Annotated in this window: 22 protein-coding genes; 1 reads left to right on the top strand and 21 read right to left on the bottom strand. The window is 49.3% G+C overall.

What is annotated here, in order from left to right; translation table 11 throughout:
- Positions 1-299 precede the first annotated feature (299 nt).
- Positions 300-1,268, top strand: a complete 969-nt coding sequence (locus tag MKY97_RS03835; RefSeq protein WP_342554193.1) for a hypothetical protein — start codon at positions 300-302, stop codon at positions 1,266-1,268.
- A gap of 174 nt (positions 1,269-1,442) precedes the next feature.
- Here MKY97_RS03835 and MKY97_RS03830 read toward each other — a convergent pair whose 3' ends face one another.
- The 21 genes from MKY97_RS03830 to purE all read right to left on the bottom strand — a co-directional run bounded on the left by MKY97_RS03830 (position 1,443) and on the right by purE (position 25,606).
- Positions 1,443-2,048 (bottom strand): GNAT family N-acetyltransferase, encoded by a 606-nt coding sequence (locus tag MKY97_RS03830; protein WP_342554192.1) that lies wholly within the window; start codon positions 2,046-2,048, stop codon positions 1,443-1,445.
- A gap of 76 nt (positions 2,049-2,124) precedes the next feature.
- Complete coding sequence (ilvA, locus tag MKY97_RS03825) at positions 2,125-3,357, bottom strand: threonine ammonia-lyase IlvA (RefSeq protein ID WP_342556223.1); 1,233 nt, start codon at positions 3,355-3,357, stop codon at positions 2,125-2,127.
- 196 nt (positions 3,358-3,553) lie between these two features.
- Positions 3,554-4,420, bottom strand: coding sequence for an alpha/beta hydrolase (locus MKY97_RS03820; protein WP_342554191.1), 867 nt, complete (start codon positions 4,418-4,420; stop codon positions 3,554-3,556).
- Between the two features lie 570 nt (positions 4,421-4,990).
- Positions 4,991-5,596, bottom strand: a complete 606-nt coding sequence (locus tag MKY97_RS03815) for an alpha/beta hydrolase (RefSeq protein ID WP_342556222.1) — start codon at positions 5,594-5,596, stop codon at positions 4,991-4,993.
- Positions 5,597-5,610: 14 nt separating this feature from the next.
- Positions 5,611-6,561, bottom strand: a complete 951-nt coding sequence (locus MKY97_RS03810) for a ring-cleaving dioxygenase (protein WP_342556221.1) — start codon at positions 6,559-6,561, stop codon at positions 5,611-5,613.
- Between the two features lie 459 nt (positions 6,562-7,020).
- Positions 7,021-8,103, bottom strand: coding sequence for a hemolysin family protein (locus MKY97_RS03805; RefSeq protein WP_342554190.1), 1,083 nt, complete (start codon positions 8,101-8,103; stop codon positions 7,021-7,023).
- 110 nt (positions 8,104-8,213) lie between these two features.
- Positions 8,214-9,551, bottom strand: a complete 1,338-nt coding sequence (locus MKY97_RS03800; RefSeq protein WP_342554189.1) for a hemolysin family protein — start codon at positions 9,549-9,551, stop codon at positions 8,214-8,216.
- A gap of 942 nt (positions 9,552-10,493) precedes the next feature.
- Positions 10,494-11,759: a phosphoribosylamine--glycine ligase gene (gene purD, locus MKY97_RS03795; protein WP_342554188.1), complete on the bottom strand. Its 1,266-nt coding sequence runs from the start codon at positions 11,757-11,759 to the stop codon at positions 10,494-10,496.
- A gap of 206 nt (positions 11,760-11,965) precedes the next feature.
- Positions 11,966-13,513 carry a bifunctional phosphoribosylaminoimidazolecarboxamide formyltransferase/IMP cyclohydrolase gene (gene purH / locus MKY97_RS03790; RefSeq protein WP_342554187.1) on the bottom strand — a complete coding sequence of 516 codons (1,548 nt, stop codon included), beginning with the start codon at positions 13,511-13,513 and terminating at the stop codon, positions 11,966-11,968.
- A 333-nt stretch (positions 13,514-13,846) separates the two neighbouring features.
- Positions 13,847-14,464, bottom strand: coding sequence for a phosphoribosylglycinamide formyltransferase (purN, locus tag MKY97_RS03785; RefSeq protein WP_342554186.1), 618 nt, complete (start codon positions 14,462-14,464; stop codon positions 13,847-13,849).
- Positions 14,464-15,504 (bottom strand): phosphoribosylformylglycinamidine cyclo-ligase, encoded by a 1,041-nt coding sequence (purM, locus tag MKY97_RS03780; RefSeq protein WP_342554185.1) that lies wholly within the window; start codon positions 15,502-15,504, stop codon positions 14,464-14,466. The genes purN and purM overlap by 1 nt, the downstream gene beginning before the upstream one ends.
- 69 nt (positions 15,505-15,573) lie before the next feature.
- A complete protein-coding gene (locus MKY97_RS03775; protein ID WP_342554184.1) occupies positions 15,574-16,017 on the bottom strand; it encodes an immunity 26/phosphotriesterase HocA family protein in 444 nt (147 codons plus the stop codon).
- Between the two features lie 12 nt (positions 16,018-16,029).
- Positions 16,030-17,508, bottom strand: a complete 1,479-nt coding sequence (gene purF, locus MKY97_RS03770; RefSeq protein ID WP_342554183.1) for an amidophosphoribosyltransferase — start codon at positions 17,506-17,508, stop codon at positions 16,030-16,032.
- On the bottom strand, positions 17,493-19,736 hold the full coding sequence (purL, locus tag MKY97_RS03765; RefSeq protein ID WP_342554182.1) for a phosphoribosylformylglycinamidine synthase subunit PurL: 2,244 nt from the start codon (positions 19,734-19,736) through the stop codon (positions 17,493-17,495). The genes purF and purL overlap by 16 nt, the downstream gene beginning before the upstream one ends.
- Entirely contained in the window at positions 19,714-20,403 is a 690-nt protein-coding gene (purQ, locus tag MKY97_RS03760; RefSeq protein WP_342554181.1) for a phosphoribosylformylglycinamidine synthase subunit PurQ, read from the bottom strand. Before purQ ends, purL begins: the two co-directional genes overlap by 23 nt.
- Before the next feature lie 4 nt (positions 20,404-20,407).
- Entirely contained in the window at positions 20,408-20,653 is a 246-nt protein-coding gene (purS, locus tag MKY97_RS03755; protein WP_090923368.1) for a phosphoribosylformylglycinamidine synthase subunit PurS, read from the bottom strand.
- Positions 20,654-20,904: 251 nt separating this feature from the next.
- The gene (locus MKY97_RS03750; RefSeq protein WP_342554180.1) at positions 20,905-21,069 is read right to left on the bottom strand and encodes a hypothetical protein; all 165 of its coding nucleotides are present in this window, start codon (positions 21,067-21,069) and stop codon (positions 20,905-20,907) included.
- Between the two features lie 448 nt (positions 21,070-21,517).
- Positions 21,518-22,390 (bottom strand): phosphoribosylaminoimidazolesuccinocarboxamide synthase, encoded by an 873-nt coding sequence (locus MKY97_RS03745; protein WP_342554179.1) that lies wholly within the window; start codon positions 22,388-22,390, stop codon positions 21,518-21,520.
- A 233-nt stretch (positions 22,391-22,623) separates the two neighbouring features.
- The gene (purB, locus tag MKY97_RS03740; RefSeq protein WP_342554178.1) at positions 22,624-23,922 is read right to left on the bottom strand and encodes an adenylosuccinate lyase; all 1,299 of its coding nucleotides are present in this window, start codon (positions 23,920-23,922) and stop codon (positions 22,624-22,626) included.
- On the bottom strand, positions 23,919-25,124 hold the full coding sequence (purK, locus tag MKY97_RS03735; RefSeq protein ID WP_342554177.1) for a 5-(carboxyamino)imidazole ribonucleotide synthase: 1,206 nt from the start codon (positions 25,122-25,124) through the stop codon (positions 23,919-23,921). The genes purB and purK overlap by 4 nt, the downstream gene beginning before the upstream one ends.
- The gene (purE, locus tag MKY97_RS03730; protein ID WP_342554176.1) at positions 25,121-25,606 is read right to left on the bottom strand and encodes a 5-(carboxyamino)imidazole ribonucleotide mutase; all 486 of its coding nucleotides are present in this window, start codon (positions 25,604-25,606) and stop codon (positions 25,121-25,123) included. Before purE ends, purK begins: the two co-directional genes overlap by 4 nt.
- Between the last annotated feature and the right edge of the window lie 60 nt (positions 25,607-25,666).

Genomic DNA, 25,666 nt, shown 5'->3' with positions numbered 1-25,666 from the left:
TATTTAGTTCATCCCTATAGATTAGCTGCGCTGGTCGTTAATTCCTGTATTTTCCTATGCACATCTAAGACGTTCGGATTCATTAAAAAGTTTCCGGTTATCCCAAAAATATTTTCGCAGAAAAATTCACCCTGCATCTACCCTGCAAAGGTTAAAAATAACAGAAAAATTTGTCACTATTCCGCAACCACTTCTTGTACCATTTGCTTTAATCTGTGGTTAATGTATAACCAAACCTGATATACTTTTGTTTTAGCGTTCCTATATGCCAATTTCATACATTCAGGAGGTTCATAACTATGACATTATCTTTGCCATCTTTCAAAAATAAAACGGTACGCACGCTGCTTACAGCGACGGCTATCGCTATGCTTCTTCAAACGGCTGCTGTACCCGCTGCCGGCATTGCTTCCGCCGCGCCTGCTGCAGATACCAAAGTTACCTCAGCTAGTTCAACAGCAATATACAAGTCGTTTCAGACTAAGCTTTACAAAAAGAATGGCCTGCCCGAAGCAGATCGTTATCTGGAGTCCAAGATCAAACAGGTCACCCCATATCATGCCACACTAATGGTAATGCAGCTGGAAAATGCCCGCTACAAAGCGCTTACTGCTATAGAGGACCGTATGCTTGTACCGAATGTTCAGGATCAGATGTTGAAAATCTACAAGTGGAATGACAGCTTCACCCAAATGATGTCCCGCACCAAAGACAGCGCTCTTCGCTCACTGCTGCAGCAGGCCAGAGACAGCGGCTATCGCCTGATTCCAATCGAGGGTTCTCTCTATCCGATCATGAATTATGCTGCGTTTGAAAAATATACCTCTTACGTAAATAAGGATATCAAACAGTACATTCGAATCATGGCCGTGGAAACAAACCATATTTCTACTGAAGATGGAGGGTTGATGATTGGGTATCAGGACATGCTGAATCGTGCCCTGAACCAGGAACAATTCCTGAATGATTATCCCAACTCCAACCGGAAACAGAAGATACAGATGCTGCTGAATGAATATACCTTGTACACTTTTTACGGGCTGGATAATACACCTCTGTTCGATTACGACACCAATATCATGGATGCCAATGCCCAAAAAGGTTACAAAGCTGTCTTACAGCGCAGCTCTTCCAAGGACAGTGCTTTTCTGAAAAAACTGGATGCGTTCATGGATGTTGTGTCCGAATCCAAGTTTGAGAAGACAGAAGCCGTCGAAAAATGGCTGGAAGAGAACGTACCTGTTAATGAGTATTCCAATTATGAGTAGAGAATGATTTTAAAGCTCATTTCATGAACTCGTGCAGCTCCCCGCAGCTGCACAAAACAAAAAAGACGAAGCAGCGTCCACTAGCGAAGCTGCTCTCGTCTTTTTTGCGTACAACCGTATTTGGTAAACTCCTGAGAGCCGTTCCCCAGACAGCAGCCCTCCGTCTATTAATACCTACAGGTCTGAAATTGTTTTGACCATATGATCGTACTCGTGTCCTCCAATGAGAATGACGTCATCTTGAACGTAGCCCTGGCGTTCATACAGCTGCATCGCACGACCGTTGTCCTGTTCCACGATCAGCGCAGCACGTGTGTGACCTAGTTCTTTACCCTGCTGCTCGAAAGCAGCCATCAGTGCACGGCCGATGCCCTGCCCCTGAAAACTCTCGCTTACCGAAAGAGTATCCAGATAATACTCCCCGGGACGGGTTTCTTTTACCAAAGCATATTTCTCATCCTGATTCCGTCCGGGCCGATCTAATATGGGTTGATCCAGACGATCTGCATCATCACCCGCGTACGCCACCAGCATCCCGGCAACCTGTCCATCCTGCTCCATCACCGTGATGTTCTGATAACTGATCCGATTATTTTCCTGTGTCACGTAGTCCCGCAAAATATCCATTGCCCGCTCATGATCCGCTTCACCCGCCAGCGCATATGCAATATCACCAATGGCCTGCACGAGCAGCGGAACAATTTGATCCACATCCTGCTTCGACGCAGGTCTGATCTGTGGTGCTGCTTTCTGATGATTTGGCAGAGTATTTGCTCTCACTATGAAACGCACTCCCCTTCCCTACTTCTCTTTCTTTTTTTCTGCTCTTCTTTTGCCTTTTATTGTGTACGATGCGTCAGATTAACATATTGAACAGATTCAAGTTTTTGTTCAGTTCCGTATATGTGATACCTTTGCGGTTCATCCGTTCGATGAGCGGCTGGTAGTCTTCTTTGTACATCAACTCGATGCCAACCAGGGCAGGGCCGTTTTCCTTATCATGTTTCTTCGTATATTCAAATCTGGCGATATCATCGTTAGGACCAAGCACTTCCTCCAGGAACTCACGCAAAGCTCCTGCACGCTGCGGGAAATTCACCATGAAATAATATTTCAATCCCTCGTAGATCAAGGAACGCTCCTTAATCTCCTGCATCCGGTCAATATCATTGTTACCGCCGCTGATCACACAGACCACTGTCTTGCCTGCGATCTGTTCCCGGTACTGCTCCAGTGCAGCTACAGCCAGCGAACCTGCAGGCTCGACAACGATGGCATTTTCGTTATATAACTCCAGAATCGTTGTGCAGGCTTTGCCTTCAGGAACCTTCACGATATCGTCCAGAATGCTGCTGCAGATGTCATAGGTCAGATCACCAACCCGTTTTACCGCTGCACCATCCACAAATTTATCGATATCGTCCAGCGTAACCACCTGTTTGCGGAACACTGCCTCACTCATAGATGCTGCCCCAAGCGGCTCCACACCGATAATACGTGTCTCTGGGCTGACCGTTTTCATGTACGTTCCTACCCCGGCTGCCAAGCCGCCGCCGCCGATGGTCACAAACATATAGTCTGCATTCTCATCAAGACTTTCCATAATCTCCATCGCAACCGTTCCGTTTCCTGCAATAATCTTCGGCTGATCAAACGGATGGATAAAGGTCATGCCTTTCTCGTCGCATGCACGCATCGCTTCAGCATATGCATCATCATAGGTGTCACCGATCAAAACAACCTCCACATTATCGCCACCAAAACGACGTACCTGCTTCACCTTCTGGTTCGGTGTTGTGCTTGGCATGAAAATTTTACCGTGAATGCCCAGCGCATTACAGCTGAATGCAACCCCCTGTGCATGGTTGCCCGCGCTTGCGCAGACAATGCCCTTCTCCATTTCGGCAGGAGTCAGATTACGTATCATGTTGTAGGCTCCACGAATTTTGAATGAACGCACCACCTGCAGGTCTTCCCGCTTCAGATACACGTTACAGTTATATTTAGCCGACAGTACAGCGTCACGCTGCAGCGGTGTTCTTACAATCACTTCACGCAGCACATGATGTGCGCGCACAATATCTTCCATGCCAACACTGGCATGTCTGGAACCTTCGTTTCCGTTTCCGGCTCCTGTTGTCTCTTGATCGACTGGTTTCATCTGTCTCCACACTCCGCTTATATGGTCTAGCAATGTTATACACTGCTTTTTCTTTTTATTGTATCACTTTTACTCTGTCCCTGCGCCAACCGTGTCTCCATCACTACTCTTCTCTCTAATTTCGTTACTCCGTACCTCTTATCATTCGCAGAATCTCATTAATAATGATCTCAGGATCTGTAAACATCACCAAATGACCCGACCGTGCGGCTTCCACCCATCTTGCATTGGACAGCCTGCTCACGGTCTGTCGATGAGCTTGAACGATTGCTGGTCTGATTTTGCGCTCTCCCCTGCCCGGCAAGGTACCCGAAATGATGCTGACTTCCAGATCTCCCAGCTGCGGAGGCTGTTCCCGCAGCAGCTTCATATCCTGCAGGAAATGCTTCCCCTCGGCAGCCACCGTCTGAGCGGCTTGTACCGTATAATCCTCCCGGAGGTGATCTGCCGCAACATCAGCCGGCTGGGACCGGAATTCCTTAATGCCTAGGAACCGGTACAATCCCAGACGAGCCAGAATGGGTATAAGTGTACCGTTCATCGCAAATCCTACTTTGGCTGTCTTCGAAAAATACAATTCACAGTGTTCATCTGATGGATCTACAAGAAGGATGCCCTTCAGGCGAGACAGGTCGGCAGCCGCCGCTGCGCGAACAATAGGGCCTCCCCAGCTGTGCCCCACCAGAATAAACGGACCCGGTCCCAGCGCCGTCAGCAGGTCATTCAGGTCTTCCGCAATCCTGGCCAAAGTACGGGGAGCAGGATCAACATCACTTCGTCCCGATCCCGCTCTGTCGTATACAACGGTGCGTGCATACTCCGCAGCAGCCGGTACAATCAGACCCCATGATGACCTGGACACTCCCATACCCGACTCAAAAACGACGGTCACTCCCCCTGTCCCTCTACTCATATAATGCAGCTTGCGGCCATCCCGGGTCTGAATATATGAACTTGAACCTAACGTATGTAAGTCATCATTACGACTCATTCCTTCACCATCCCTCTTAACAGATCACACATCCTGAAGCTAACTTCACCATTCCCTAAATGAAAATGATTATCAATAGACAATTATACCTTGTTCCTTCGAAAAAAAGAACACCCGATCCGGCATCGGATCGGGTATCTCTCCCAGCTCTGCAGAGGCTGGACGGACCATATTAAACGTTCTGAGTTCTCGCCAATTTCTCGCGGATCACTCCATTCAACCAGCAGCAAACATCCTTTCGAATTAGGGAGACGGCTTCTTATCCTCGTATGCCATGATCCTTGCTGTTCAGCTGCTCCAACAGCTGATTCATCGCTTCCTTCGGTCATCGCACCGCCGCTAAAGGCCACAAGTGCCCGAAGCGGCATATATTATAAAAACGAAAAACAGCCCGATCTTACCGATCAGGCTGCTTTTGAAATTCTTATATATCGATGTGTCCTCAATCTTATAGACAAGGTCGTGTGAATCGAAGCGTCAACGATAACGCAGCACTTCACGAACATCTCGCATGTCACATCCACAGCACAGTTTAATTTATGGGAAGTACATACAAGTGTCGTACCTATACTACATCTGTGACTTATACCATGCCGCCGCAGCTTCTGCCTCGGACCGTGTCAGCTGATGTCCCTGACGTTCCCAATGCATATGCACATCAGCACCTGCCCCGCTCAGCAGCGAAGCCAATTCCTCCGTTTCACGTTTCGGCACGATTGGATCATTCTCCCCTGCACCGATAAATACCGGCATTCCCTTCAGATCAGGCAGCGTCAGTCCGCGCAGCGGTACCATTGGATGATGCAGGATTGCTCCCTTGAATACATCCGCCTGATGGAACACCAGACTTGCTGCAATGTTGGCCCCATTGGAGTATCCCAGTGCATACACGTTCGTACGGTTAAATCCATACTCCTCCGCGGCAGCATCGATAAAAGAACCCAGCTCTGCCGTCCGAGCAATCAGATCCTCCTCGTCAAATACCCCTTCTGCAAGACGACGGAAGAAACGCGGCATACCATTCTCGGAGACGTTCCCCCGTACTCCAAGGATCGCTGCTCCTGGAGCAATCATCTCTGCCAGTCCAACCAGGTCGTTTTCCGTCCCTCCGGTACCGTGCAGCAGCAGCATAGTCGGTGCATCTGGCTGTGTACCTGCTTTATAGATATGTTTCATTGTGGACGTACTCATTATTTCGTCTCCCCTTTCCATTCACGCACTTGAATTGGCGGCAGCAGTTGTTCGATCTGCGCACGCTGTGGTTCATACCATTCGGGCAGCATCAATTTCTCTCCCATCGTCTCTTGCGGCTCATCCCTTGCAAATCCCGGAGGGTCTGTCGCGATCTCGAACAGAATGCCGCCTGGCTCTCGGAAATATACCGCATTAAAGTACTGACGGTCGATCACCGGTGTTGGGTGATACCCGGTTTGATCCAGATCCTGTTGAATCTGCTCATGCTCCGTATAATCTTTGGCACGCCATGCGATATGATGCACCGTTCCTGCACCGCCGATCCCCCGCTGGATGCCTGTCGATTGAATATCGATGATCTGCCCCAGATCACCCGCTGCACGCAGACGGATCAGGCCATTTTCTTCACCAACCTGCTCCAGGCCAAGCTTGCTGACAAGTACGTCCATCGTTTTCTCAGGGACGTGGCTGTATAACACTGCACCCCCAAATCCTTTGACTGCATGCTCCGGTGTTACCCCGTTAAATGCCCACTGGCTTGGCTGACCACCCTCGCGCTCAACGAGTTCAAGGAGCAGTCCCCCTTTATCGAAGAACCGAATATATTGTTCACCGAATCTGGTTTTATTTTCATATGGAATATCGAAGGAAGCAAGACGTTCTTTCCAGAAGGACAGACTGCCCATCGGTACGGCATACACAGTAACTCCCGTCTGACCCGAACCGATCACACCTCTTCTGGCATGCTGCTGCGGGAAAAAGGTAATGATCGTACCCGGAGCTCCCTGCTCATTGCCGTAATACAAATGATACACATCCGGTGCATCAAAGTTGATCGTTTTTTTCACCAATCTGAGTCCCAGTACACCTGCATAAAAATCTACATTTTTCTGTGCGTCGTCTACAAATGCCGTAATATGATGAATGCCTGACGTTCTGAACATAATCTCCACTCCCTTGGATTTGGTTTATCAATTATAGCTTGGTTGTTGTAGGCTTCTTTTATTTACTTTTATATAAGTTGAACTAGAGATGTTTACACATACACATTGATGAAAGAATCGTTTGTATTTATCTTTAAATTAAGATTCTTTAAATACATACTAATCCATTCTTCAGCATTATGCAAGCATTTATTTTAAAATTAAGATATTATAGCGATGGGTCTTGATTTATCTTGATATTCTCGGGGATAATCGGCAAAATTGGCTTCCTTCAGCCTTTTCAGACACGCCTTAATCAAGATAATAAACAGGTTTCCGCATCGAACACGGAAACCTGTCTTCTAACAAATAATATAGTTCGGGCTGGACACATCGAGCTGCGGCCATTTCCAAGACTATAACGATGTCACAGCAGCTCTTGCGTCTCTCTTACCTAGGTAAGGCAAGCTTTGGCTCCGATTGTTACACCAATTTTAATTTCTTCGGTGGATTTACCAGATCCTTATGCTCGTATTCATCCTTGATATCCCCGACAATCTCCTCGAGGATGTCCTCCATCGTCACCATGCCGATTGTTGCGCCAGCTTCGTTTTTGACTGAAGCGATATGCACACGGCTCTGCTGCATCTGAATGAGCACATCCTTGATCGGAGAACGCTCCGAGAAGCTGGGCATCGGATGCATGAACGTATTCATGCTGAACGTTCTGCCCGCCGCCACACTCGTTAACGTTTGCTTGGTATTGATAAACCCGACAAAATGGTCTGCATCCCCACTTGCAATGACAGGATATCTCGTATACTCATGCTGGTTCAACACCTCAATAATCTGATCCAAAGGCATTTCTTTATTCAGCGTAACAATTTTATTTCGAGGAATCATGATCTCCTGGAGCAAACGCTCGTCAAAGGCAAAAATGTTTTTGAGATAGTCCAGCTCCGTCTGGTTAATCTCGCCGCTCTCAAAACTTTGTGCCATAATCAGCTTTAATTCTTCTTCGGAATGCACCGTATCATGCCCGGCAGGTTTGATGCGAAAAATGCCAAGTAATAAACGTGCTGCACCATTCAGCGCATAAATGAACGGATTCATGATTTTACCGAACCAGTAGAGCGGCGGTGCAAGCAGCAGCGTCATCTTTTCAGCAAATTGGATTGCAAGTGTTTTGGGTGCCAGCTCCCCAATGACGACATGCAGGAACGTGATTACTGCCAGCGCAATACCGTAAGAAAGGACAGTAGACAGCGCAGCAGGCACTTCCAGACTCTCGAATAACGGATGAAGCATCTTCTCAACGGTCGGCTCACCCAATGCTCCCAGTACGAGCGCCGTAATGGTAATTCCAAGTTGACATGCAGACAGATAATAATCCAGATGTTGCGCCACTTTTTTGGCGACCACTGCTTTTTTATTGCCTTCCGAGATCAATTGATCAATACGGGACATCCGCACCTTCAAAATAGCGAATTCGGCTCCTACGAAAAACGCGGTCAAACCGATAAATACAGCTACTAAAAATAAATTCAAGGCTATTATTCCGTCCAATGATTTCCCTCAAGATGAGGGATTCACCTCCATTAAGTTTTGAAATATACATCAGAGCAGCGTTCCAGAGAAACAAACATCTCAAATGGCCCTTCACTTTAAATCAACAATTAAGCCAGATCGCTTGCAGGTTCTTCCGCCTCAGCGCCGCTGACACGCTCAAGCAGCACCTGCTTGATGTGATAGTTCTCGGCATCGACAACGGTCCAAACGTAGTCACCGTGCTCAACCGTATCTCCTTTTTCCACGCCGACACCCTTCTGGTACTGAATCCATCCGGCAACGGTATCCATCTCTTCATTGCCCTCGAATACAATTCCGAACTGACGCTCCAGTTCATCCAGAAGCACCCGGCCGTTGATCAGATACTGGTTTTCTCCGGTTTCCTGAATGTCCGCCACTTCATCTGCATCGAACTCATCCCGAATCTCGCCAACTAATTCCTCGAGAATGTCCTCCATCGTAATGATTCCCGAAGTGCCGCCATACTCATCCACGACGACAGCCATATGAACCCGTTCCTGCTGCATCTTGATCATCGCATCCTGAATGGGAGTTACTTCCGACACAAATGGAATTTCGCGCACGAATTCACTCAATTGATGGGCCCGGGTTGCTACCATGTCCGGCAAAATCTTCTTGACGTTCACCACGCCGATGATGCGGTCTTTATCTCCATCCTCAATGACGGGATATCGGGAATAGTTATGTTCATCCAATATAGGAATAATATCGTCATACGTCATATCCTGATTCAGGGTAACCAGTTCTGTACGCGGAACCATAATGTCTTTGGCATCACGTTCGTCGAATACGAAAACATTTTCCAGATACGAAAGCTTGGTCTTGTTGCTCTCATCACCTTCATAGCTCTGGTTCATAATGATCTTGATCTCGTCCTCGGAATAGGCTTGATCATGTCCGGCAGGCTTCACACCGAATCCACGCAGGATTACACGCGATGCGCCATTGAGCGCCCAGATAAACGGATACATGACTTTACCAAACCAGTAAAGCGGCGGCGAGAGTAACAAGGTCAATTTTTCGGAAAATTGAATCGCCAGCGTTTTGGGTGCCATCTCACCAACAACGACATGCAAAAACGTAACGAGAATAAAAGCTATCGCATAAGAAGCAACTGCCGAGGCAGAGGCAGGCACGTCCAGATAACTGAACACCGGATACAGCAATCTCTCCACCGTTGGTTTACCCAATGCCCCGAGGCCCAGAGCCGTAACCGTAATCCCCAGCTGACAGGCGGACAGATAATAATCCAGATCCGAGACGACTTTCTTAGCAAGCACTGCCTTTTTATTGCCTTCGGCAACCAGTTGATCCACTCTTGATGTACGAATCTTCACAACAGCAAACTCCGACGCAACGAAAAATGCGGTCAGTACAATCAAGATGATAAGTAATGCGATATTTAATATGGTAATTATGTCCAAAGACTTCCCCGATTCTCAGGGATTCACCTCCAAAGATAGTTGCAGCGTGATGCGGTAACATTTATGCCGTTAACCTTTCATACGCTGATTGTTTTTTCTCAAACAAGAGCAAATTTAATATATCAATTTAACGTATCAATCTTATATAAAAATCATTTCATGATCACTTCTGTATAAGTCGCATAATGACCTTGTAAATCTAAAAAAGGAATCCAAGATGAAGTCAATAACGCCCGTGACGTGTAGAAACGACTTCAATCAAAACGGGTTGCCCCTCATGCTGTCCATTGTTCCTTGATCAACTCCACCTAGATTCTCCATTTGGACAATTTACAATATCGCCTACCCAATAGATATCCACCTCCCAACGTATCGATTCCTGTTTCCGAAAAGTATATCATGTTTTGATCCAAACCATCCAGCTGCACGTTATGGTTTGGCACAAGCTTACAGTCTATTGTTCACGGAATAGTCTATATGTATGTTATCTGCTGTCATTTTAACCAGCATGATCCTGCCCGTAGGAGACACACCTCTTATCATCGGTGACCCTCAGCTTTTCTATTTTTCCCGTTTTGGTGTAAACGGTTCTTTCTACTTGCTTCAGTCCATTTGTTATAGAATAGTGCAGTTTACTGAAATACTACCCGTTTCATCTAGGCACCAAACAGCTCTAGATACCCGTTCAGACAGGTCCCTGAAGGGTTTTTAACTGTCGTTTTCGCACATGATATATGTAATACGCAGCAAAAAGCCCGCAGGATGCAAATACCTAAACGGTATCCGATCCTGCGGGCTGTATCCCGTTAAACCAACCGTGGTCCAAACTGTCGTTTCCGACCACCAGCTAACTGAGCTTGCTCTAGCTGTGCTCTAGCTGTGCTTGACCTGACTCAACATACTTTATGTTTGAATATGATGCCATCGCATTACAACTTTACTTTACACTAAAGCTTTGGCCGCAATGTCGGTGCGCTGATGTTTACCCTCGAATTGGATAAGCTCAGCCTGAGCATATGCTTTGGTTCTTGCTTCTGCAATGTCAGCCCCGAGGCCAACAACTCCGAGAATACGTCCGCCGTTCGTCACCCAGTCTCCAGCTTCATTGCGGGCAGTTCCTGCGTGGAACACAACAGCATCTTCGATTTGATCCAGCCCTTCGATCACAACACCTTTGGCATAAGGCCCGGGATATCCGCCTGAAGCAAGTACAACGCATACAGCCGCCTCATCGCTCCATTCAATCTCTATATCAGCCAATTTCCCGTGCACGGCTGCCCAGAAAATGTCGAGCAGATCCGTTTTCAGACGCGGCAGCACGACTTGGGTCTCCGGATCTCCAAAACGTGCGTTGAACTCAATCGTTTTGGGCTTGCCATCCGGGGAGATCATCAAACCAGCGAACAATACCCCACGGAATGGACGTCCCTCCGATACCATTGCTTTCGCTGTTGGTTTGATGATGGTTTCCACCGCTTCTTCAATGATGGAAGCCGGAATATGTGGAAGCGGAGAGTATGTACCCATGCCGCCTGTATTTGGACCCTGATCATTGTCGAAAACAGGTTTGTGATCCTGCGCTGCAGCCATCGGGCGAACCGTCTCGCCATCGACAAAGGCCAGAATCGACATTTCCTGTCCAGCGAGGAATTCCTCAATGATCACTTTAGCTCCAGCTTCACCAAATACTTTATCGACCATAATACTGCGAAGAGCCTGATTAGCCTCCTCACGGGAATATGCCACCGTAACCCCTTTGCCTGCGGCGAGCCCATCCGCTTTAATGACCACCGGGATTGCCTGCTCGTCCAGATACGTCTGAGCCTGCTCGTAGTTATCAAACTTCTCATACGCAGCCGTAGGGATATTGTATTTGTGCAGCAGGTCTTTCATAAATGTTTTGCTGCCTTCGATTTCCGCTGCATTGCGACGTGGACCGAAGACCGGAATGCCTGTCGAGTCAAATGCGTCCACAATGCCGTCAGCGAGCGGATCATCCGGTCCAATAACGACGAGGTCTACTTTTAGTTCAACTGCCAGAGCTTTAAGTTTATCAAATTCATGTACCGCAATCGGGTGACACGCTGCCAGCTGTGCAATTCCCGCATTTCCGGGCGCACAATGAATTTTACCTGCCTTTGGACTCTTCGCGAGTGCCCAGATGATTGCATGTTCGCGGCCGCCGCCGCCGACTACCAAAATATCCATTCGTCTGTTCCCCTCCACACTTTACTGGATTGTGATGTTCCTATACTTCAAACACTTCAGGCGCTCTCTTTCCTGAAAAAAGGAGTGTCCCATACGTCATCAGCATGACAGGTGACACCCCTTTATAAACACTTGCCGCTTTTTGATGAAGAGTATTTTAATGCTTCCGTTCGGACTTTAACTCTTCAATCTGCTTATTACTTGTCCTAGTGTTTAAAATGACGTACGCCTGTAAATACCATGGCGATGCCATATTCATTGGCAACTTTGATAGACTCTTCGTCTTTGATCGAACCGCCTGGCTGAATAACTGCTGTAATGCCAGCTTTGGCTGCCAGTTCCAGTGTATCGCCCATCGGGAAGAAGGCATCCGAAGCGAGAACAGCACCTTTAGCCTGCTCACCAGCCTGCTCAATTGCAATTTTGGCAGCACCCACACGGTTCATCTGCCCTGCACCTACACCTACTGTCATGTCGTTCGCAGCAAGTACGATCGCGTTGGACTTCACGTGTTTAACCACTTTCCAACCGAACAACAGCTGTTTCATCTCTTCTTCGGAAGGTGCACGATCCGTCACCACGTTAAGCTCGCTCGCTTCAATGGAGTGTACGTCCGATTGCTGCACGATCATACCGCCGTCAATCGACGTTACCACGAATTGGCTTTCACGGTTGCGAGCTGCGCTCAGCTCACCTGTTTTGAGCAAACGGATGTTTTTCTTTTTCGTCAGAATATCCAGTGCTTCTTGGGTAAAATCAGGTGCGAGTACGATTTCCAGGAAAATCTCGCTCAGCTTGTTCGCCGTATCGCTGTCGATAATGCGGTTTGCTGCCACAATTCCGCCGAAAATTGATGTTGGGTCAGCAGCATATGCTTTGCTGTAGGCTTCATAGATGCTTTCGCCAATACCTACACCGCAAGGGTTCATATGTTTCACGGCAACCACTGCTGGCTCTTCAAATTCTTTGACAATCTGCAGTGCTGCGTTGGCATCATTGATGTTGTTGTAAGACAGTTCTTTACCGTGCAGCTGCTCGGCTGTCGTCAATGTCCCCTGCGCAGCCAGTGGTTTGCGGTAGAATGCCGCCTGTTGGTGTGGATTTTCGCCGTAACGCAGATCCTGGAGTTTTTCGTAAGTAACCGTCAGACGCTCTGGCAGTGGATCGCCATTAACGTTGGACAGGTAATCGGAGATGAGCGCATCGTAAGCCGCTGTATGGCGGAACACTTTTGCCGCAAGCCGTTTGCGTGTTTCCAGCGTTGTATCCCCGCCGCTGCGAACTTCCTCCAGCACTTGGCTGTAGTCGGCCGCATCAACAACAACGCTAACAAATGCATGGTTTTTAGCCGCAGAACGAAGCATCGTTGGGCCACCGATATCGATGTTCTCAATGGCATCTTCATAGGCTACATCTGGCTTGGCGATGGTTTCCTGGAAAGGATACAGGTTTACGACAACCAGATCGATATAACCGAGACCAAGCTCCTGCATTTGGCGTGTATGCTCTTCGTTATCACGAACAGCGAGCAAACCGCTGTGAACTGCCGGATGCAGTGTTTTGACACGTCCGTCCATAATTTCCGGGAATCCGGTTACGTCCGAAATTCCGATAACAGGTACGCCTTCCTTCGACAGCAGGCTGCTTGTACCTCCTGTCGAAATAATCTCTACACCCATTTGCGACAGCTCGCGGCAAAAGTCCACGATGCCTGTTTTATCCGATACGCTGACCAGCGCTCTTTTGATACTCACAATATGCTCCTCCTTTATTATCCCATAAGCTTCACGTTTCCTGACGAAACACAGCCGATTTATTTCCCGAGAAATATCACAAAATGCGTATCAATATTCGACTTCTGTTATATAAGTTGAACCATGGTGTTTACACGGAACACTCCGATGACAGAACAACCTTGAGAGTAGCGGTTATCACTCAATTTTTTGATCCCTTTTTTCAAGGGAAAAATCCGGTGATAAAGGCACAGCCTATGCTTTCGGAGCAGCTTTCTTACTGAAAGCTTTTAGCTTCACTTTTCCAGGTTTTTTCTGTCCTCTCCGTTAATGTGTAAAAAGAGGCAGCTTATATCAAACCGGTTTGTTCACGGTGACGTGGCGCCCGTTTAACTGGACCAGACCTCGCGCGAACCAGGACACTACTTCAGGGTACAGCTGCTGCTCGGCTGCATGAATGGCTTTGCTGATCGTTTCCGCTGTATCTCCCGGCTGCACTGGAACTGGGTGCTGGGCAATAATCGGCCCCGTATCCATTCCCCCGTCAACAAAATGCACGGTTACACCGGTCACTTTCACACCATACTCCAGCGCTTGTCCAATCGCATCTTTGCCCGCAAAGGCTGGTAGAAGCGATGGGTGAATATTAATCAGTCGACCCGCATAACGATCCACCATCACTGAGGTCAGCAGTCTCATATAACCTGCCAGCACAACCAGATCGATCTGTTTGGATTCCAGCACTTCGATAATCTCTGCTTCGTATGCTTCACGCGAAGCATAATTTTTAGGCGTAAACAGATGGCATTCTACCCCTGCGTCCTGTGCTCGCTGTACAACGCGTGCAGCAGGTTTATCACAGACGAGTAATTCCACCGATGCACCCAAATCGCCATTCCGTGCCGCATCAACCAGAGACTGAAAGTTGCTTCCTGTCCCTGAGGCAAATACAGCAATACGGTAGTTCGTCATTAAACATCCGCTCCCGTGAAGGTTACTCGCGCATCTCCTTCAGTTACACGGCCAATGATGTATGCTTCTTCGCCGGAAGCTTTTAACTGCTCCAGCGCTTTCGCTGCATCCGCTTCGTTCACAACCAAGACAAGTCCGATCCCCATGTTAAACGTCGTAAACATATCACGGTTAGATACATCGCCTTTTTGCTGTAAAAGGTTAAAGATTGGCAGGATCGGCCATGAGCCATAATCGATATCTACATTCACGCTGCTTGGCAGCATACGCGGGATATTTTCAATAAATCCACCGCCCGTGATGTGTGCCATCCCTTTTACGTTGACACTTTCCAGCAAGGACAACAGTGGTTTTACATAAATTTTCGTCGGCTCCAGCAAGGAATCACCCAGTTTGCCACCTAGTTCCGTCACTTCGGAGTGCAGATCCAGGCCGGCTTCTTCAAGCAGCAATCTGCGAACCAGAGAGAAACCGTTGCTATGCACGCCGCTGGAAGCGAGACCGATGACGGTATCTCCAGGTGCGATGGTTGTACCGTTGATGATTTTTGCTTTGTCCACAATTCCTACCGTGAATCCTGCGATATCATACTCGCCTTCACTGTACATGCCCGGCATCTCGGCCGTTTCACCACCGATTAATGCACAGCCGGACTGGTGACACCCTTCTGCGATACCCGCAACGATCGCTTCAATCTTCTCCGGGATGACCTTATCGCAAGCGAGATAGTCCAGGAAGAAAAGCGGCTCTGCTCCTTGTACAACGATGTCATTCACACACATCGCCACTGCATCGATACCGATCGTGTCATGGCGATCCATGGCAAAAGCGATTTTCAGCTTGGTTCCCACGCCATCTGTACCGGAAACCAGTACCGGCTCATCATATTTGTCCTTGTTTAATCCGAACAAAGCGCCGAATCCACCCAGGTCCGTCATCACTTCCGGACGGAAGGTACGCTTCACGTGTTTCTTCATCCGCTCAACCGCTTCGTTCCCTGCCGCGATATCCACGCCAGCCTTTTTATATGCTTCGGACACAACCCTCACACCCTTCGTATCTTGTATAAATTGAGTTATATAAACTTTTGTGTAAATGAAAAGCCCAGCTCATTTATTGCTGCTCATCTCTAACAGATGAATTTGCACCAATTCAAATCCAGCGACACCCATTGTAATGTACTGACTGTACTCTTCTGGTGGAACCATTCGAATGTATTCGTCACCGTTGTACACCGCACCGGCACACTGGAATACTTGCAGTTCTTTTTTCGCCGGAGTCAGCGGGATGTTACCGACAATGCTCCATGTGCCATCTTTCAGCAGCTTGGGTGACGTGAAGATCACGCTGCTCTTACGTTTACCATAAGAATAGACAAGGAATTCGCCGTCTTCCAGACTTACAGTTTCGTCACGCTGAATGCTCATCACGCCGAACGAAAATGCCTTTTTGAAGCGGTCTCTCAGTGCACATATCACCTGACACACGGCAAAACGCCCATCATGCATTGGAATCAGAAAAACATCGCCCTCGTTATAGCTTTTTCTTCCCATAAGCCCTGCCTCCTAACAGCTGCAGCCGAACTTCTCTTCACCGTCGAAGTCAAGCCGAGTCGGATAATCATTATCGAAGCATGCCAGGCATAGTCCGCCCTTATAGTCGTCCTGATTATCTCCCTGAATCGATGCAATCAGTCCCTCCGGGCTGAGGAACGCCAGAGAGTCCGCATTAATCTCGCGGCAGATCTCTTCTACGGACAAGGCAGATGCGATCAGTTCACGGCTGTCCGGCGTATCAATACCGTAAAAGCACGGGTTCTTGAATGGCGGCGAAGTAATCCGCACATGGACTTCCGCCGCTCCTGCATCACGCAGCATATTCACGATCCGGCGGGATGTCGTACCACGAACGATGGAGTCATCGATCATGACCACACGCTTTCCTTCAACGACGCGGCGCACGGCGCTGAGCTTCATCTTCACGCCCTGCTCACGCAGTTCCTGACTTGGCTGGATGAACGTACGTCCGGTGTATTTATTTTTGATCATGCCCATCTCATAAGGAATACCTGTTTGTTCAGCGTATCCAATCGCTGCCGAGATGCTGGAATCTGGTACCCCCGTAACCAAGTCCGCATCGACAAACGATTCAATCGCCATCTGGCTTCCCATCCGTTTGCGAGCGGCATGCTGGTTCGCTCCGTTCATATCACTATCCGGACGCGCAAAATAAATATATTCCATCGCACACAGTGCCTTACGGTGCTTCTGGTTATCGAATCGATCCTCATGGAGCCCATCCGCATCCAGCACAAGCAGTTCCCCCGGCTCAATATCACGGATCAGCTCTGCACCGATCGTTTCGAGTGCACAGGTTTCAGACGCAAATAGATAAGCATCCCCCAGCTTCCCCATTGTCAGTGGACGAAGTCCATGCGGGTCGGAAGCGACCAGCAGCTTGTCATTCGTCATAATCAGAAAGGCATATCCGCCGACGATACGCTGGAATGCGTCTTTTGCCGCCTCTACTAGCCCTTTTGAAGAACGCGCGATCAAGTGAGCAATAACTTCTGTATCACTGGTTGTCTGAAAAATAGAACCACTCTGCTCCAGCTCACGCCGGATGGTTGGTGCATTCACGATGTTGCCGTTCGTGGCAACGGCCAAGTCGCCATCGCGGTATTTAAAAACCAGCGGCTGTGCATTCGTCAGTTTGCTATCTCCACTTGTCGAGTAGCGTACATGACCGATCGAAATATCACCGGTAAGTGTCTGCATCAGGTCTTTGGTGAAGACCTCTTTCACGAGTCCCATACCGCGATGATAGTTAAATTGTGTGCCGTCGCTTACACACATGCCAGCACTTTCTTCCCCGCGATGCTGCAGTGCATGCAGACCGTAGTATGAAAGGGAAGCCGCATCAGGGTGACGATACACCCCGAATACGCCGCATTCTTCCTTTAATTTGTCGAGTCCTTCCTTGCCGGACCCTTCGTTATAATAATCGCCTGTCCACAACGGTTCCGTCATCAGTTCATGAGACATGGAATCGCATCCTCCCAGACCTTAGCCAAACCTCCTACAGGTTCGTTCACGGCTGATGTTCCGTTCAATTCAATGGTCAGGTTACTTCCTTCAACACGTCCGATTACAGCTGTCGGCACTCCGCGTTCACGTACAAAATCCTCCAGTTTGCCTGCTTGCTCCGGCGAAGCCGACAGCAAAATACGAGATTGGCTCTCACTGAACAAAGCGTGATCTGCACGCAGCACAGTCTCTACATTCACCTGTGCGCCCACATTACCACTGATGCAGGACTCTGCCAGTGCAACCGCCAGACCGCCTTCAGACAAGTCATGCGCGGAGCGAACAAGTCCGGATTGGATGGCTTCCAGCACGGTGCTGAGCAATGCCTTCTCCGTGTTCAGGTCAAGCTCAGGCGGACGGCCTTCAGTCACGCCGTGCACGGCGTACTGCAGCTCGCTGCCGCCGAGTTCCGCTTTGGTTTCACCGAGGAGGATGATGACATCACCTTCGGATTTGAAAGCTTGTGTCGTGATATGATCCGTATCATGAACGAGACCTACCATACCGACCACTGGCGTTGGATAGATGGAGCCTTTGGCGTTTTCATTGTACAGACTCACGTTACCGCCGATAACCGGCGTATCCAGCACACGGCAAGCCTCTGCCATACCGTCGACTGCCTTTTCCATCTGCCAGAAAATATCCGGTTTCTCCGGGTTACCGAAGTTCAGGTTGTCCGTAATCGCCAGCGGTTCCGCACCGGAACATACGATATTCCGCGCTGCTTCACTCACCGCAATCCGTCCGCCCACCTCAGGATCAAGGTACACGTAACGGCCGTTACAGTCCGTCGTCATCGCAAGACCTTTGCGCGTGCCACGGATCGTTACCACCGCTGCATCCGAGCCTGGACGCACGGCTGTGCTTGTACGCACCATGTAATCGTATTGATCGTAAACCCATTTTTTGCTCGCAACTGTTGGGGAAGCCAGCACTTGTTTCAATGCACCGCCGAGATCCGACACCTCGTCATAACGAAGCGTGTCGATGGAAGCACTTTGCTCATAATACGCAGGCACCGTGGATGGTTTGTCATATACCGGGCACTCGTCAACGAGCGCTTTTACTGGCATATCGCCAACAACTTCACCGTGGTGAATCAGCTTCAGACGACCATCATCTGTTACTTTACCGACTTTGGCGCAGATGACGCCCCACCGTTCAAAGATTTCCATCGCTTGCGCCTCATCCTTCGGTTCAACAACAAACAGCATCCGCTCCTGAGACTCGGAAAGCATCATCTCGTACGGTGTCATGCCTTCTTCACGCTGCGGCACCTGATCCAGATACAGCTCCAGACCGTTACCTGCTTTACTTGCCATCTCCGCACTGGAACATGTCAGACCCGCTGCACCCATATCCTGAATACCAAGCACGATGCCCGTATCAATCAATTCCAGACAGGACTCCATCACAAGTTTCTCCATGAACGGGTCACCGACCTGAACCGCCGTACGCTGGGACTCGGATTCCTCCGTCAGTTCTACCGATGCAAACGTTGCACCGTGAATACCGTCACGACCTGTTGGTGGGCCAACGTAATACACCGGGTTACCTACACCTTTGGCTACACCGCGCTGGATTTTATCATGATCGATCAGACCGACACACATCGCGTTAACGAGCGGGTTACCCTCATAGCTCTCATCAAACATCACTTCACCTGCAACGGTTGGAATCCCGATACAGTTACCGTATCCCGCAATACCTGCAACCACATGCTCGAACAAATATTTCACGCGCTCGCTCTCCAGCTTACCGAAACGAAGAGAGTTCAGCAGCGCTACCGGTCTTGCACCCATGGAGAAAATATCACGGATAATGCCGCCCACGCCTGTTGCCGCACCTTGATAAGGCTCTACCGCGGAAGGGTGGTTATGGCTTTCAATTTTGAAAACAACGGCCTGGTTGTCGCCGATATCCACGATTCCGGCACCTTCACCTGGTCCCATCAGGACACGAGGACCGCTTGTCGGGAAGCGACGCAGGAGCGGTTTGGAGTTTTTGTATGCGCAGTGCTCAGACCACATCACGCTGAATACACCAATTTCCGTGTAGTTTGGCTTGCGGCCCATGAACTCACAGATCAGCTCATACTCGCTGTCGGACACGCCCATCTGTGCGTAAAGTTTGTGTTCTGCGACTTGTTCTGCTGTTGGCTCCTTAGCGGATAGCTGCTGCGTCATGCCGATCCCTCCATGCTTTCAAAATTGATGTGAACATCCGTTTGCCGTCTTCCGAACCGAACAGTGAATCCACTGCACGCTCTGGATGCGGCATCATGCCGACGACGTTGCCCGCCTCGTTGCAAACCCCTGCGATATCACCCAGGGAACCATTCGGGTTGCTGCCATATGTGAATACAATCTGATTGTTCGCTTGCAAACTTGCCAGTGTTTCTTCGTCACAGTAATAGTTCCCTTCACCGTGAGCAATCGGAATGACAATCTCTTCGCCTGGTGCGTAGTCACGTGTGAAAGGTGTGTCGGCGTTAGCCACTTTCAGCACGGTGTCATGACAGCGGAATTTCAGGGACGTGTTGCGGATCAATGCTCCAGGAAGCAGACCTGCTTCCGTCAGGATCTGGAATCCGTTGCAGATACCCAGTACATATTTGCCCTGCTCTGCAGCCTTAGCCACTTCGTTCATTACGGGTGCGAAACGGGAAATCGCTCCGCAGCGCAGGTAGTCTCCGTACGAGAAACCACCAGGAACCAGAATACAATCATACGCGGACAAGTCCGTCGCCGTATGCCATACATAATCAACCTCTTGTCCAATCGCATCTTCTACCGCTTTGTAACAGTCGATGTCGCAGTTGGAGCCAGGGAACACAAGAACTGCAAATTTCATGAGATTAACCCTCCAATTCGTAGCGGTAATCTTCAACAACGGTGTTGGCGAGCAGCTTCTCACACATCACTTTCAATCGTTTCTCCGCTTCCACACGATCTGTTGTATCCAGATTCAGTTCCATGACTTTACCGATCCGTACACTTTCCACTTCGTTGAATCCCATGGAATGCAGGGCTCCTTGTACAGCTACGCCTTGCGGGTCGAGTACGCTTTGTTTAATAGTGACATATACGGTTGCTTTGATCATGATTCGAAGTTCCTCCTCAGTAATGAACGGGATAAATGCTTTATGCTGTTAAAAAGTAATGCGTTGCCTTGGGACGGTCGCTTCGGTGTGGATGGTTCCTCCGGCCGCTGGTTGTTCCCCGGTTTTTCTGATTCGTTTTGGCCCGCGCTGCGGTCAAAACCCGGGAACAAAGGCGGACGCTTCGCTCCTTCGTGAACCATTCCACCCCTACGCCCCATCCTGCGGCGATATTTTTTAAAGGCCTAAACCCTTTACGCTGCACGACGGGTAGTAAAAGCGGTAGCCTTGGGGTGATCGCTTCGGTGTGGATGGTTCCTCCGGCCGCTGGTTGTTCCCCGGTTTTCTGATTCGTTTTGGCCTGTGCTGCGGTCAAAACCCGGGAACAAAGGCGGACGCTTCGCTCCTTCGTGAACCATTCCACCCCTACGCCCCATCCTGCGGCGATATTTTTTAAAGGCCTAAACCCTTTGCGTTTCAAGGTGGGCAACGGTAAAAACCAGTCATCACGAAAACGTAGCAAGTTTTCGATTTATATGAGTAACATTGATTTTCAGTCTTTCAGTTGCATCTCTTCAGGCTTCATACTTGGTGAAGCCTGCGCCTTAATTGCCTCATCCACCAGTTTGAACACTGGCGGAGGGAAAGATTTGAGCTGGAGAAACGAAGTGCTCGCCTTTGCAACCGGAATTTGTCCTTTTGAAAAAAGGATACGAATCCAAACATTCCGGGGGCAACAGCGATCGAAAGCCAAACTTTCCCGTAGCCCGCACTCAAACGTCTCTTATTCAAACTTTCCCGGAGCTTGCGCTCAAACGCCCTTCACTCAAACTTTCCCGGAGCACACGCTCAAACGTCTTCCACTTATTATTTCGTTAAACGGTTATAAATATCGACATATCGGGAAGTGGTCGCTTCAACAACTTCCTGCGGAAGCGGGTCGGGCTTGCTGTTCTTGTCCCAGTCGGTACCTGCCAGATAGGTACGGACAGGTTCTTTATCCATGCTGTCGATTTCGATGTCGAGAGCATAGTTTTCTTTTGCCCAGAAGCGGGAAGCATCCGGGGTGAAAATCTCATCAATCAGGATCACCTTGCCGTCCACGATGCCAAACTCGAATTTGCAGTCTGCCAGAATGATACCGCGCTGATCGCAGTAATCACGAGCAAACTCATAGAGGCGTAAGCTTTTCTCTTGAAGCTCGATAGCAAGGGCGTCTCCGACAAGCTCTTTCATTCGTTCCATCGAAATGTCCTCGTCATGACCGACGTCATTTTTGGCAGCCGGTGTGAAGATCGGTACTTCGAGCTTGGCGTTTTTGCGCAGGCCTTCCGGCAGTTTGATGCCGTTCACTTCTCCGGTTGTCTCGTACTGTCTCCAGCCGCCTCCAGTAATGTATCCTCGCACTACACATTCGATATCGATACGTTCGGCTTTGCGTGTAACCATGATGCGATTCTTGAGCAATTCTGGTTCTGTGACCAGATCACCCAGCTGCGTCACATCGGTATGCACCACATGGTTATCCATCATGCTTCCTGTCAGTTCAAACCAGAAGCTGCTGAGCTGATTAAGCACATTGCCTTTCTCCGGAACCGCCGGGTCCAGCACATAATCAAACGCCGAGATTCGATCCGTTACCACAATTAGAAAATGCTCACCCAGATCGTACAGCTCGCGTACTTTTCCTTTGTATAACAAAGGTGCTTTAACAAGATCTGCCGCCGTGGACAGTGCCATGGGGTCACCTTCTTTCAGGAGATGTAAGGCTAAGAACGAATCCTGATGCTGCAGACTCCACTCCGATGACAGAACAATCTTCCGATCGCTGTTATCCCCAGATTTTTCCGATCCACTTTTCGAAAGTGAAAATCCGGGGATAAAGGCGAACACTCCACTTCTTCAGCTTATTTCTGTCCTCTGCGTTCCCTGCCAGCCATCATTCGTTTCTCTAGCCTAATAAGGGATATATATTAATCGTTCAAGCCGAGTTTTTTGAAAATCGTGTCCACGTGTTTCAGGTGCCAGGATGGGTTAAATGCATCTGCAATTTCCTCTTCGCTCAGCACGGCTGTAATTTCCGGTGTGGACTTCACGATGTCCTGGAATTGACGCTGTTCTTCCCACGCTTGCATGGCACGCGGTTGAACGGTGTCGTACGCCTGCTCACGGCTGAAGCCTTTGTCAATCAACTTCGTCATAACACGGCCGGAGAATGGTACGCCGAAGGTACGTTCCATGTTGCGTTTCATGTTTTCCGGGAACACGGTCAGGTTTTTCACGATGTTACCGAAACGGTTCAACATGTAGTTCAGCAGCATCGTTGCATCTGGCAGAATGACACGTTCTACGGAAGAATGCGAGATGTCGCGCTCATGCCACAGTGTTACGTTCTCGTATGCAGATACCATGTGTCCACGGATAACACGGGACAGACCGGAGATGTTTTCACTGCCAATCGGGTTGCGCTTATGCGGCATCGCGGAAGACCCTTTTTGACCTTTGGCAAACGCTTCTTCCACTTCACGGAACTCGCTCTTCTGCAGTGCACGTACTTCTGTAGCGAACTTGTCCAGAGAAGTTGCGATCAATGCCAGTGTTGCCATGTACTCGGCGTGGCGGTCACGCTGCAGTGTTTGTGTGGAGATTGGTGCAGGCTTCGTGCCCAGCTTTTTGCAGACAAACTCTTCTACAAATGGATCGATGTTTGCATATGTTCCAACAGCACCGGAGATTTTACCGAACTGTACGCCATCCGCCGCATGGCGGAAACGCTCCAGGTTACGTTTCATCTCTTCATGCCACAACGCCATTTTCAATCCGAATGTTGTCGGCTCGGCATGCACACCATGTGTACGTCCCATCATAGGCGTATGCTGGTACGTCAGTGCTTTTTCACGCAAAATTTCGATGAAATTAATGATGTCCTTTTCCAGAATCTCGTTTGCTTGACGCAATACATAACCCAGTGCCGTATCCACCACGTCCGTGGAAGTCAGACCGTAGTGTACCCATTTCCGCTCTGCACCCAGGCTCTCGGATACTGTACGTGTGAACGCAATAACGTCATGACGTGTTTCCTTTTCAATCTCATAGATACGATCAATGTCAAAAGAAGCGTTCTGGCGAAGCAAAGCTGCGTCTTCCTTCGGAATAACACCAAGCTCGGCCCATGCCTCGCATGCACAAATTTCAACTTCCAGCCACGATTGGAATTTGTTCTCTTCCGTCCAGATGGCTCTCATTTCGGGTCTGCTGTAACGTTCAATCATGAATTTGTATGCCTCCATAGATTAGTTTGTTCGATCCATTGCAATGCTTCTTCTACATCCTGACAGAGCAGGTTCACATGCCCCATCTTCCGTCCTGTCTTCGCTTCGCTCTTGCCATATATATGAAGCTTAGGGATAACACCAAGTTCCATCGCTTCTTCATCAGGCTGCCCTGTTCTAGCGATGATGCCTTCCAGATGCTCACCAAGCACATTGACCATAACAACAGGGCTTAACAACGTTGTATCCCCCAGCGGTAATCCGCAGATGGCACGAATATGCTGCTCAAACTGTGATGTAGCGCAGGCCTCCATCGTATAGTGTCCGGAATTATGCGGCCTTGGGGCCAGCTCGTTCACATAAAGTCTGCCGTCAGCAGCAGCAAATAACTCTACCGCCAGCAGCCCCACGGCCTTCATCGATTCAGCGACAGCTGCGGCCAGCTTCTGTGCTTCAAGCTGGATATCTGCAGCCACTCGCGCAGGTACGATCGACGCATGCAAAATGTTGTTTACGTGAATGTTCTCCGCAGGCGGGAACGTTTTGATTTCTCCATTCGTGCTGCGAGCAACAATAACGGAAATTTCGCACTCAAACTTGATAAATTGCTCCAGCACCAGCTCTGCTCCTGTCGATGCAAGCTCTTGATACGCCTCTTCAGCTTCCGATGCGACCCGGATCACACGCTGCCCTTTGCCGTCATATCCACCTGTCACTGTTTTCAGAACACATGGAACACCGAGTTCGCTCACCGCAGCATTCATCGTATCCAGACTTGTAATCTCGCGGTATGGAGCAACCCTTACACCCGCTGCTTCAATCGCACGTTTCTCACGCAAGCGATGCTGGGTCGTGTATAAAAGAGAACTCCCTTGCGGCACGGATGACTCACGCTCAAGTAAAGCCGCCACTTCTGCATCCACATTCTCGAATTCATACGTGATCACATCGCACTGCCGCGCGAGTTCTCTTGCTGCCTGTACATCATCGTATCCAGCTTCAATCTGCTTCGCAATCTGACCACAAGGTGAATCCGGTGTTGGATCAAGAGTCACGAATCGATACCCCATCGCCGTTCCGGCCAGCGTCATCATTCGTCCGAGCTGTCCGCCGCCAAGAATACCGATTGTAGTATGTCCAGGTAATAAGATAGGTTGTCCCTGCCCTGTTCCATTATCCTGTCTGGTTGCCTTGTTACTCATAGCTCATCACTGCTTTCCAGTACTTCTTGTTTGATCCGTTCTCTGCGGGCTTCGGAGCGGCGCTGCACCTCCGGGTCAAATGCGCCAATGATCTGTGCCGCGAGCAGACCTGCATTTGTCGCGCCCGCTTTGCCAATGGCAACTGTGGCTACTGGGATGCCGCCAGGCATCTGCACAATGGACAGCAGGGAATCGAGGCCGTTCAATGCTTTGGATTGAACCGGAACACCGATGACTGGAAGCATCGTTTTGGATGCCACCATACCTGGAAGATGAGCCGCTCCGCCTGCACCAGCGATAATGACCTTGAATCCGCGGTCCGTCGCCTGTTCTGCATATTCAAACATCAAATCCGGAGTACGATGTGCAGAGACGACCTTTTTTTCATACCCAATCTCCAGCTCGTCCAGCACCTCGCACGCATGTTTCATCGTTTCCCAATCCGACTTGCTGCCCATAATTACAGCGACTTGCACTGACATGAATACATCCCACTCCCATCTGAGCATTTTAAAAACGAAAAAGTCCGCTACCCGCGAAAA

The sequence above is a fragment of the Paenibacillus sp. FSL R7-0652 genome (assembly GCF_038595045.1).
GTDB lineage: Bacteria > Bacillota > Bacilli > Paenibacillales > Paenibacillaceae > Paenibacillus.
The sequence above is the reverse complement of the archived record's forward strand: the minus strand, read 5'-3'. Positions and strand labels throughout refer to the sequence as shown.

Bases quoted from the DNA above. Each gene is read 5' to 3' on its own strand.
- MKY97_RS03835 (WP_342554193.1), top strand. From the start codon at position 300: ATGACATTATCTTTGCCATCTTTCAAAAATAAAACGGTACGCACGCTG.
- ilvA (WP_342556223.1), bottom strand. From the start codon at position 3,357: ATGGAAGATATTGTGCGCGCACATCATGTGCTGCGTGAAGTGATTGTA.
- MKY97_RS03820 (WP_342554191.1), bottom strand. From the start codon at position 4,420: ATGAGTCGTAATGATGACTTACATACGTTAGGTTCAAGTTCATATATT.
- MKY97_RS03815 (WP_342556222.1), bottom strand. From the start codon at position 5,596: ATGAAACATATCTATAAAGCAGGTACACAGCCAGATGCACCGACTATG.
- purD (WP_342554188.1), bottom strand. From the start codon at position 11,759: ATGGATATTTTGGTAGTCGGCGGCGGCGGCCGCGAACATGCAATCATC.
- purN (WP_342554186.1), bottom strand. From the start codon at position 14,464: ATGACGAACTACCGTATTGCTGTATTTGCCTCAGGGACAGGAAGCAAC.
- MKY97_RS03775 (WP_342554184.1), bottom strand. From the start codon at position 16,017: ATGGGAAGAAAAAGCTATAACGAGGGCGATGTTTTTCTGATTCCAATG.
- purF (WP_342554183.1), bottom strand. From the start codon at position 17,508: ATGTCTCATGAACTGATGACGGAACCGTTGTGGACAGGCGATTATTAT.
- purL (WP_342554182.1), bottom strand. From the start codon at position 19,736: ATGACGCAGCAGCTATCCGCTAAGGAGCCAACAGCAGAACAAGTCGCA.
- purQ (WP_342554181.1), bottom strand. From the start codon at position 20,403: ATGAAATTTGCAGTTCTTGTGTTCCCTGGCTCCAACTGCGACATCGAC.
- purS (WP_090923368.1), bottom strand. From the start codon at position 20,653: ATGATCAAAGCAACCGTATATGTCACTATTAAACAAAGCGTACTCGAC.
- MKY97_RS03750 (WP_342554180.1), bottom strand. From the start codon at position 21,069: ATGGTTCACGAAGGAGCGAAGCGTCCGCCTTTGTTCCCGGGTTTTGAC.
- MKY97_RS03745 (WP_342554179.1), bottom strand. From the start codon at position 22,390: ATGGCACTGTCCACGGCGGCAGATCTTGTTAAAGCACCTTTGTTATAC.
- purB (WP_342554178.1), bottom strand. From the start codon at position 23,922: ATGATTGAACGTTACAGCAGACCCGAAATGAGAGCCATCTGGACGGAA.
- purK (WP_342554177.1), bottom strand. From the start codon at position 25,124: ATGAGTAACAAGGCAACCAGACAGGATAATGGAACAGGGCAGGGACAA.
- purE (WP_342554176.1), bottom strand. From the start codon at position 25,606: ATGTCAGTGCAAGTCGCTGTAATTATGGGCAGCAAGTCGGATTGGGAA.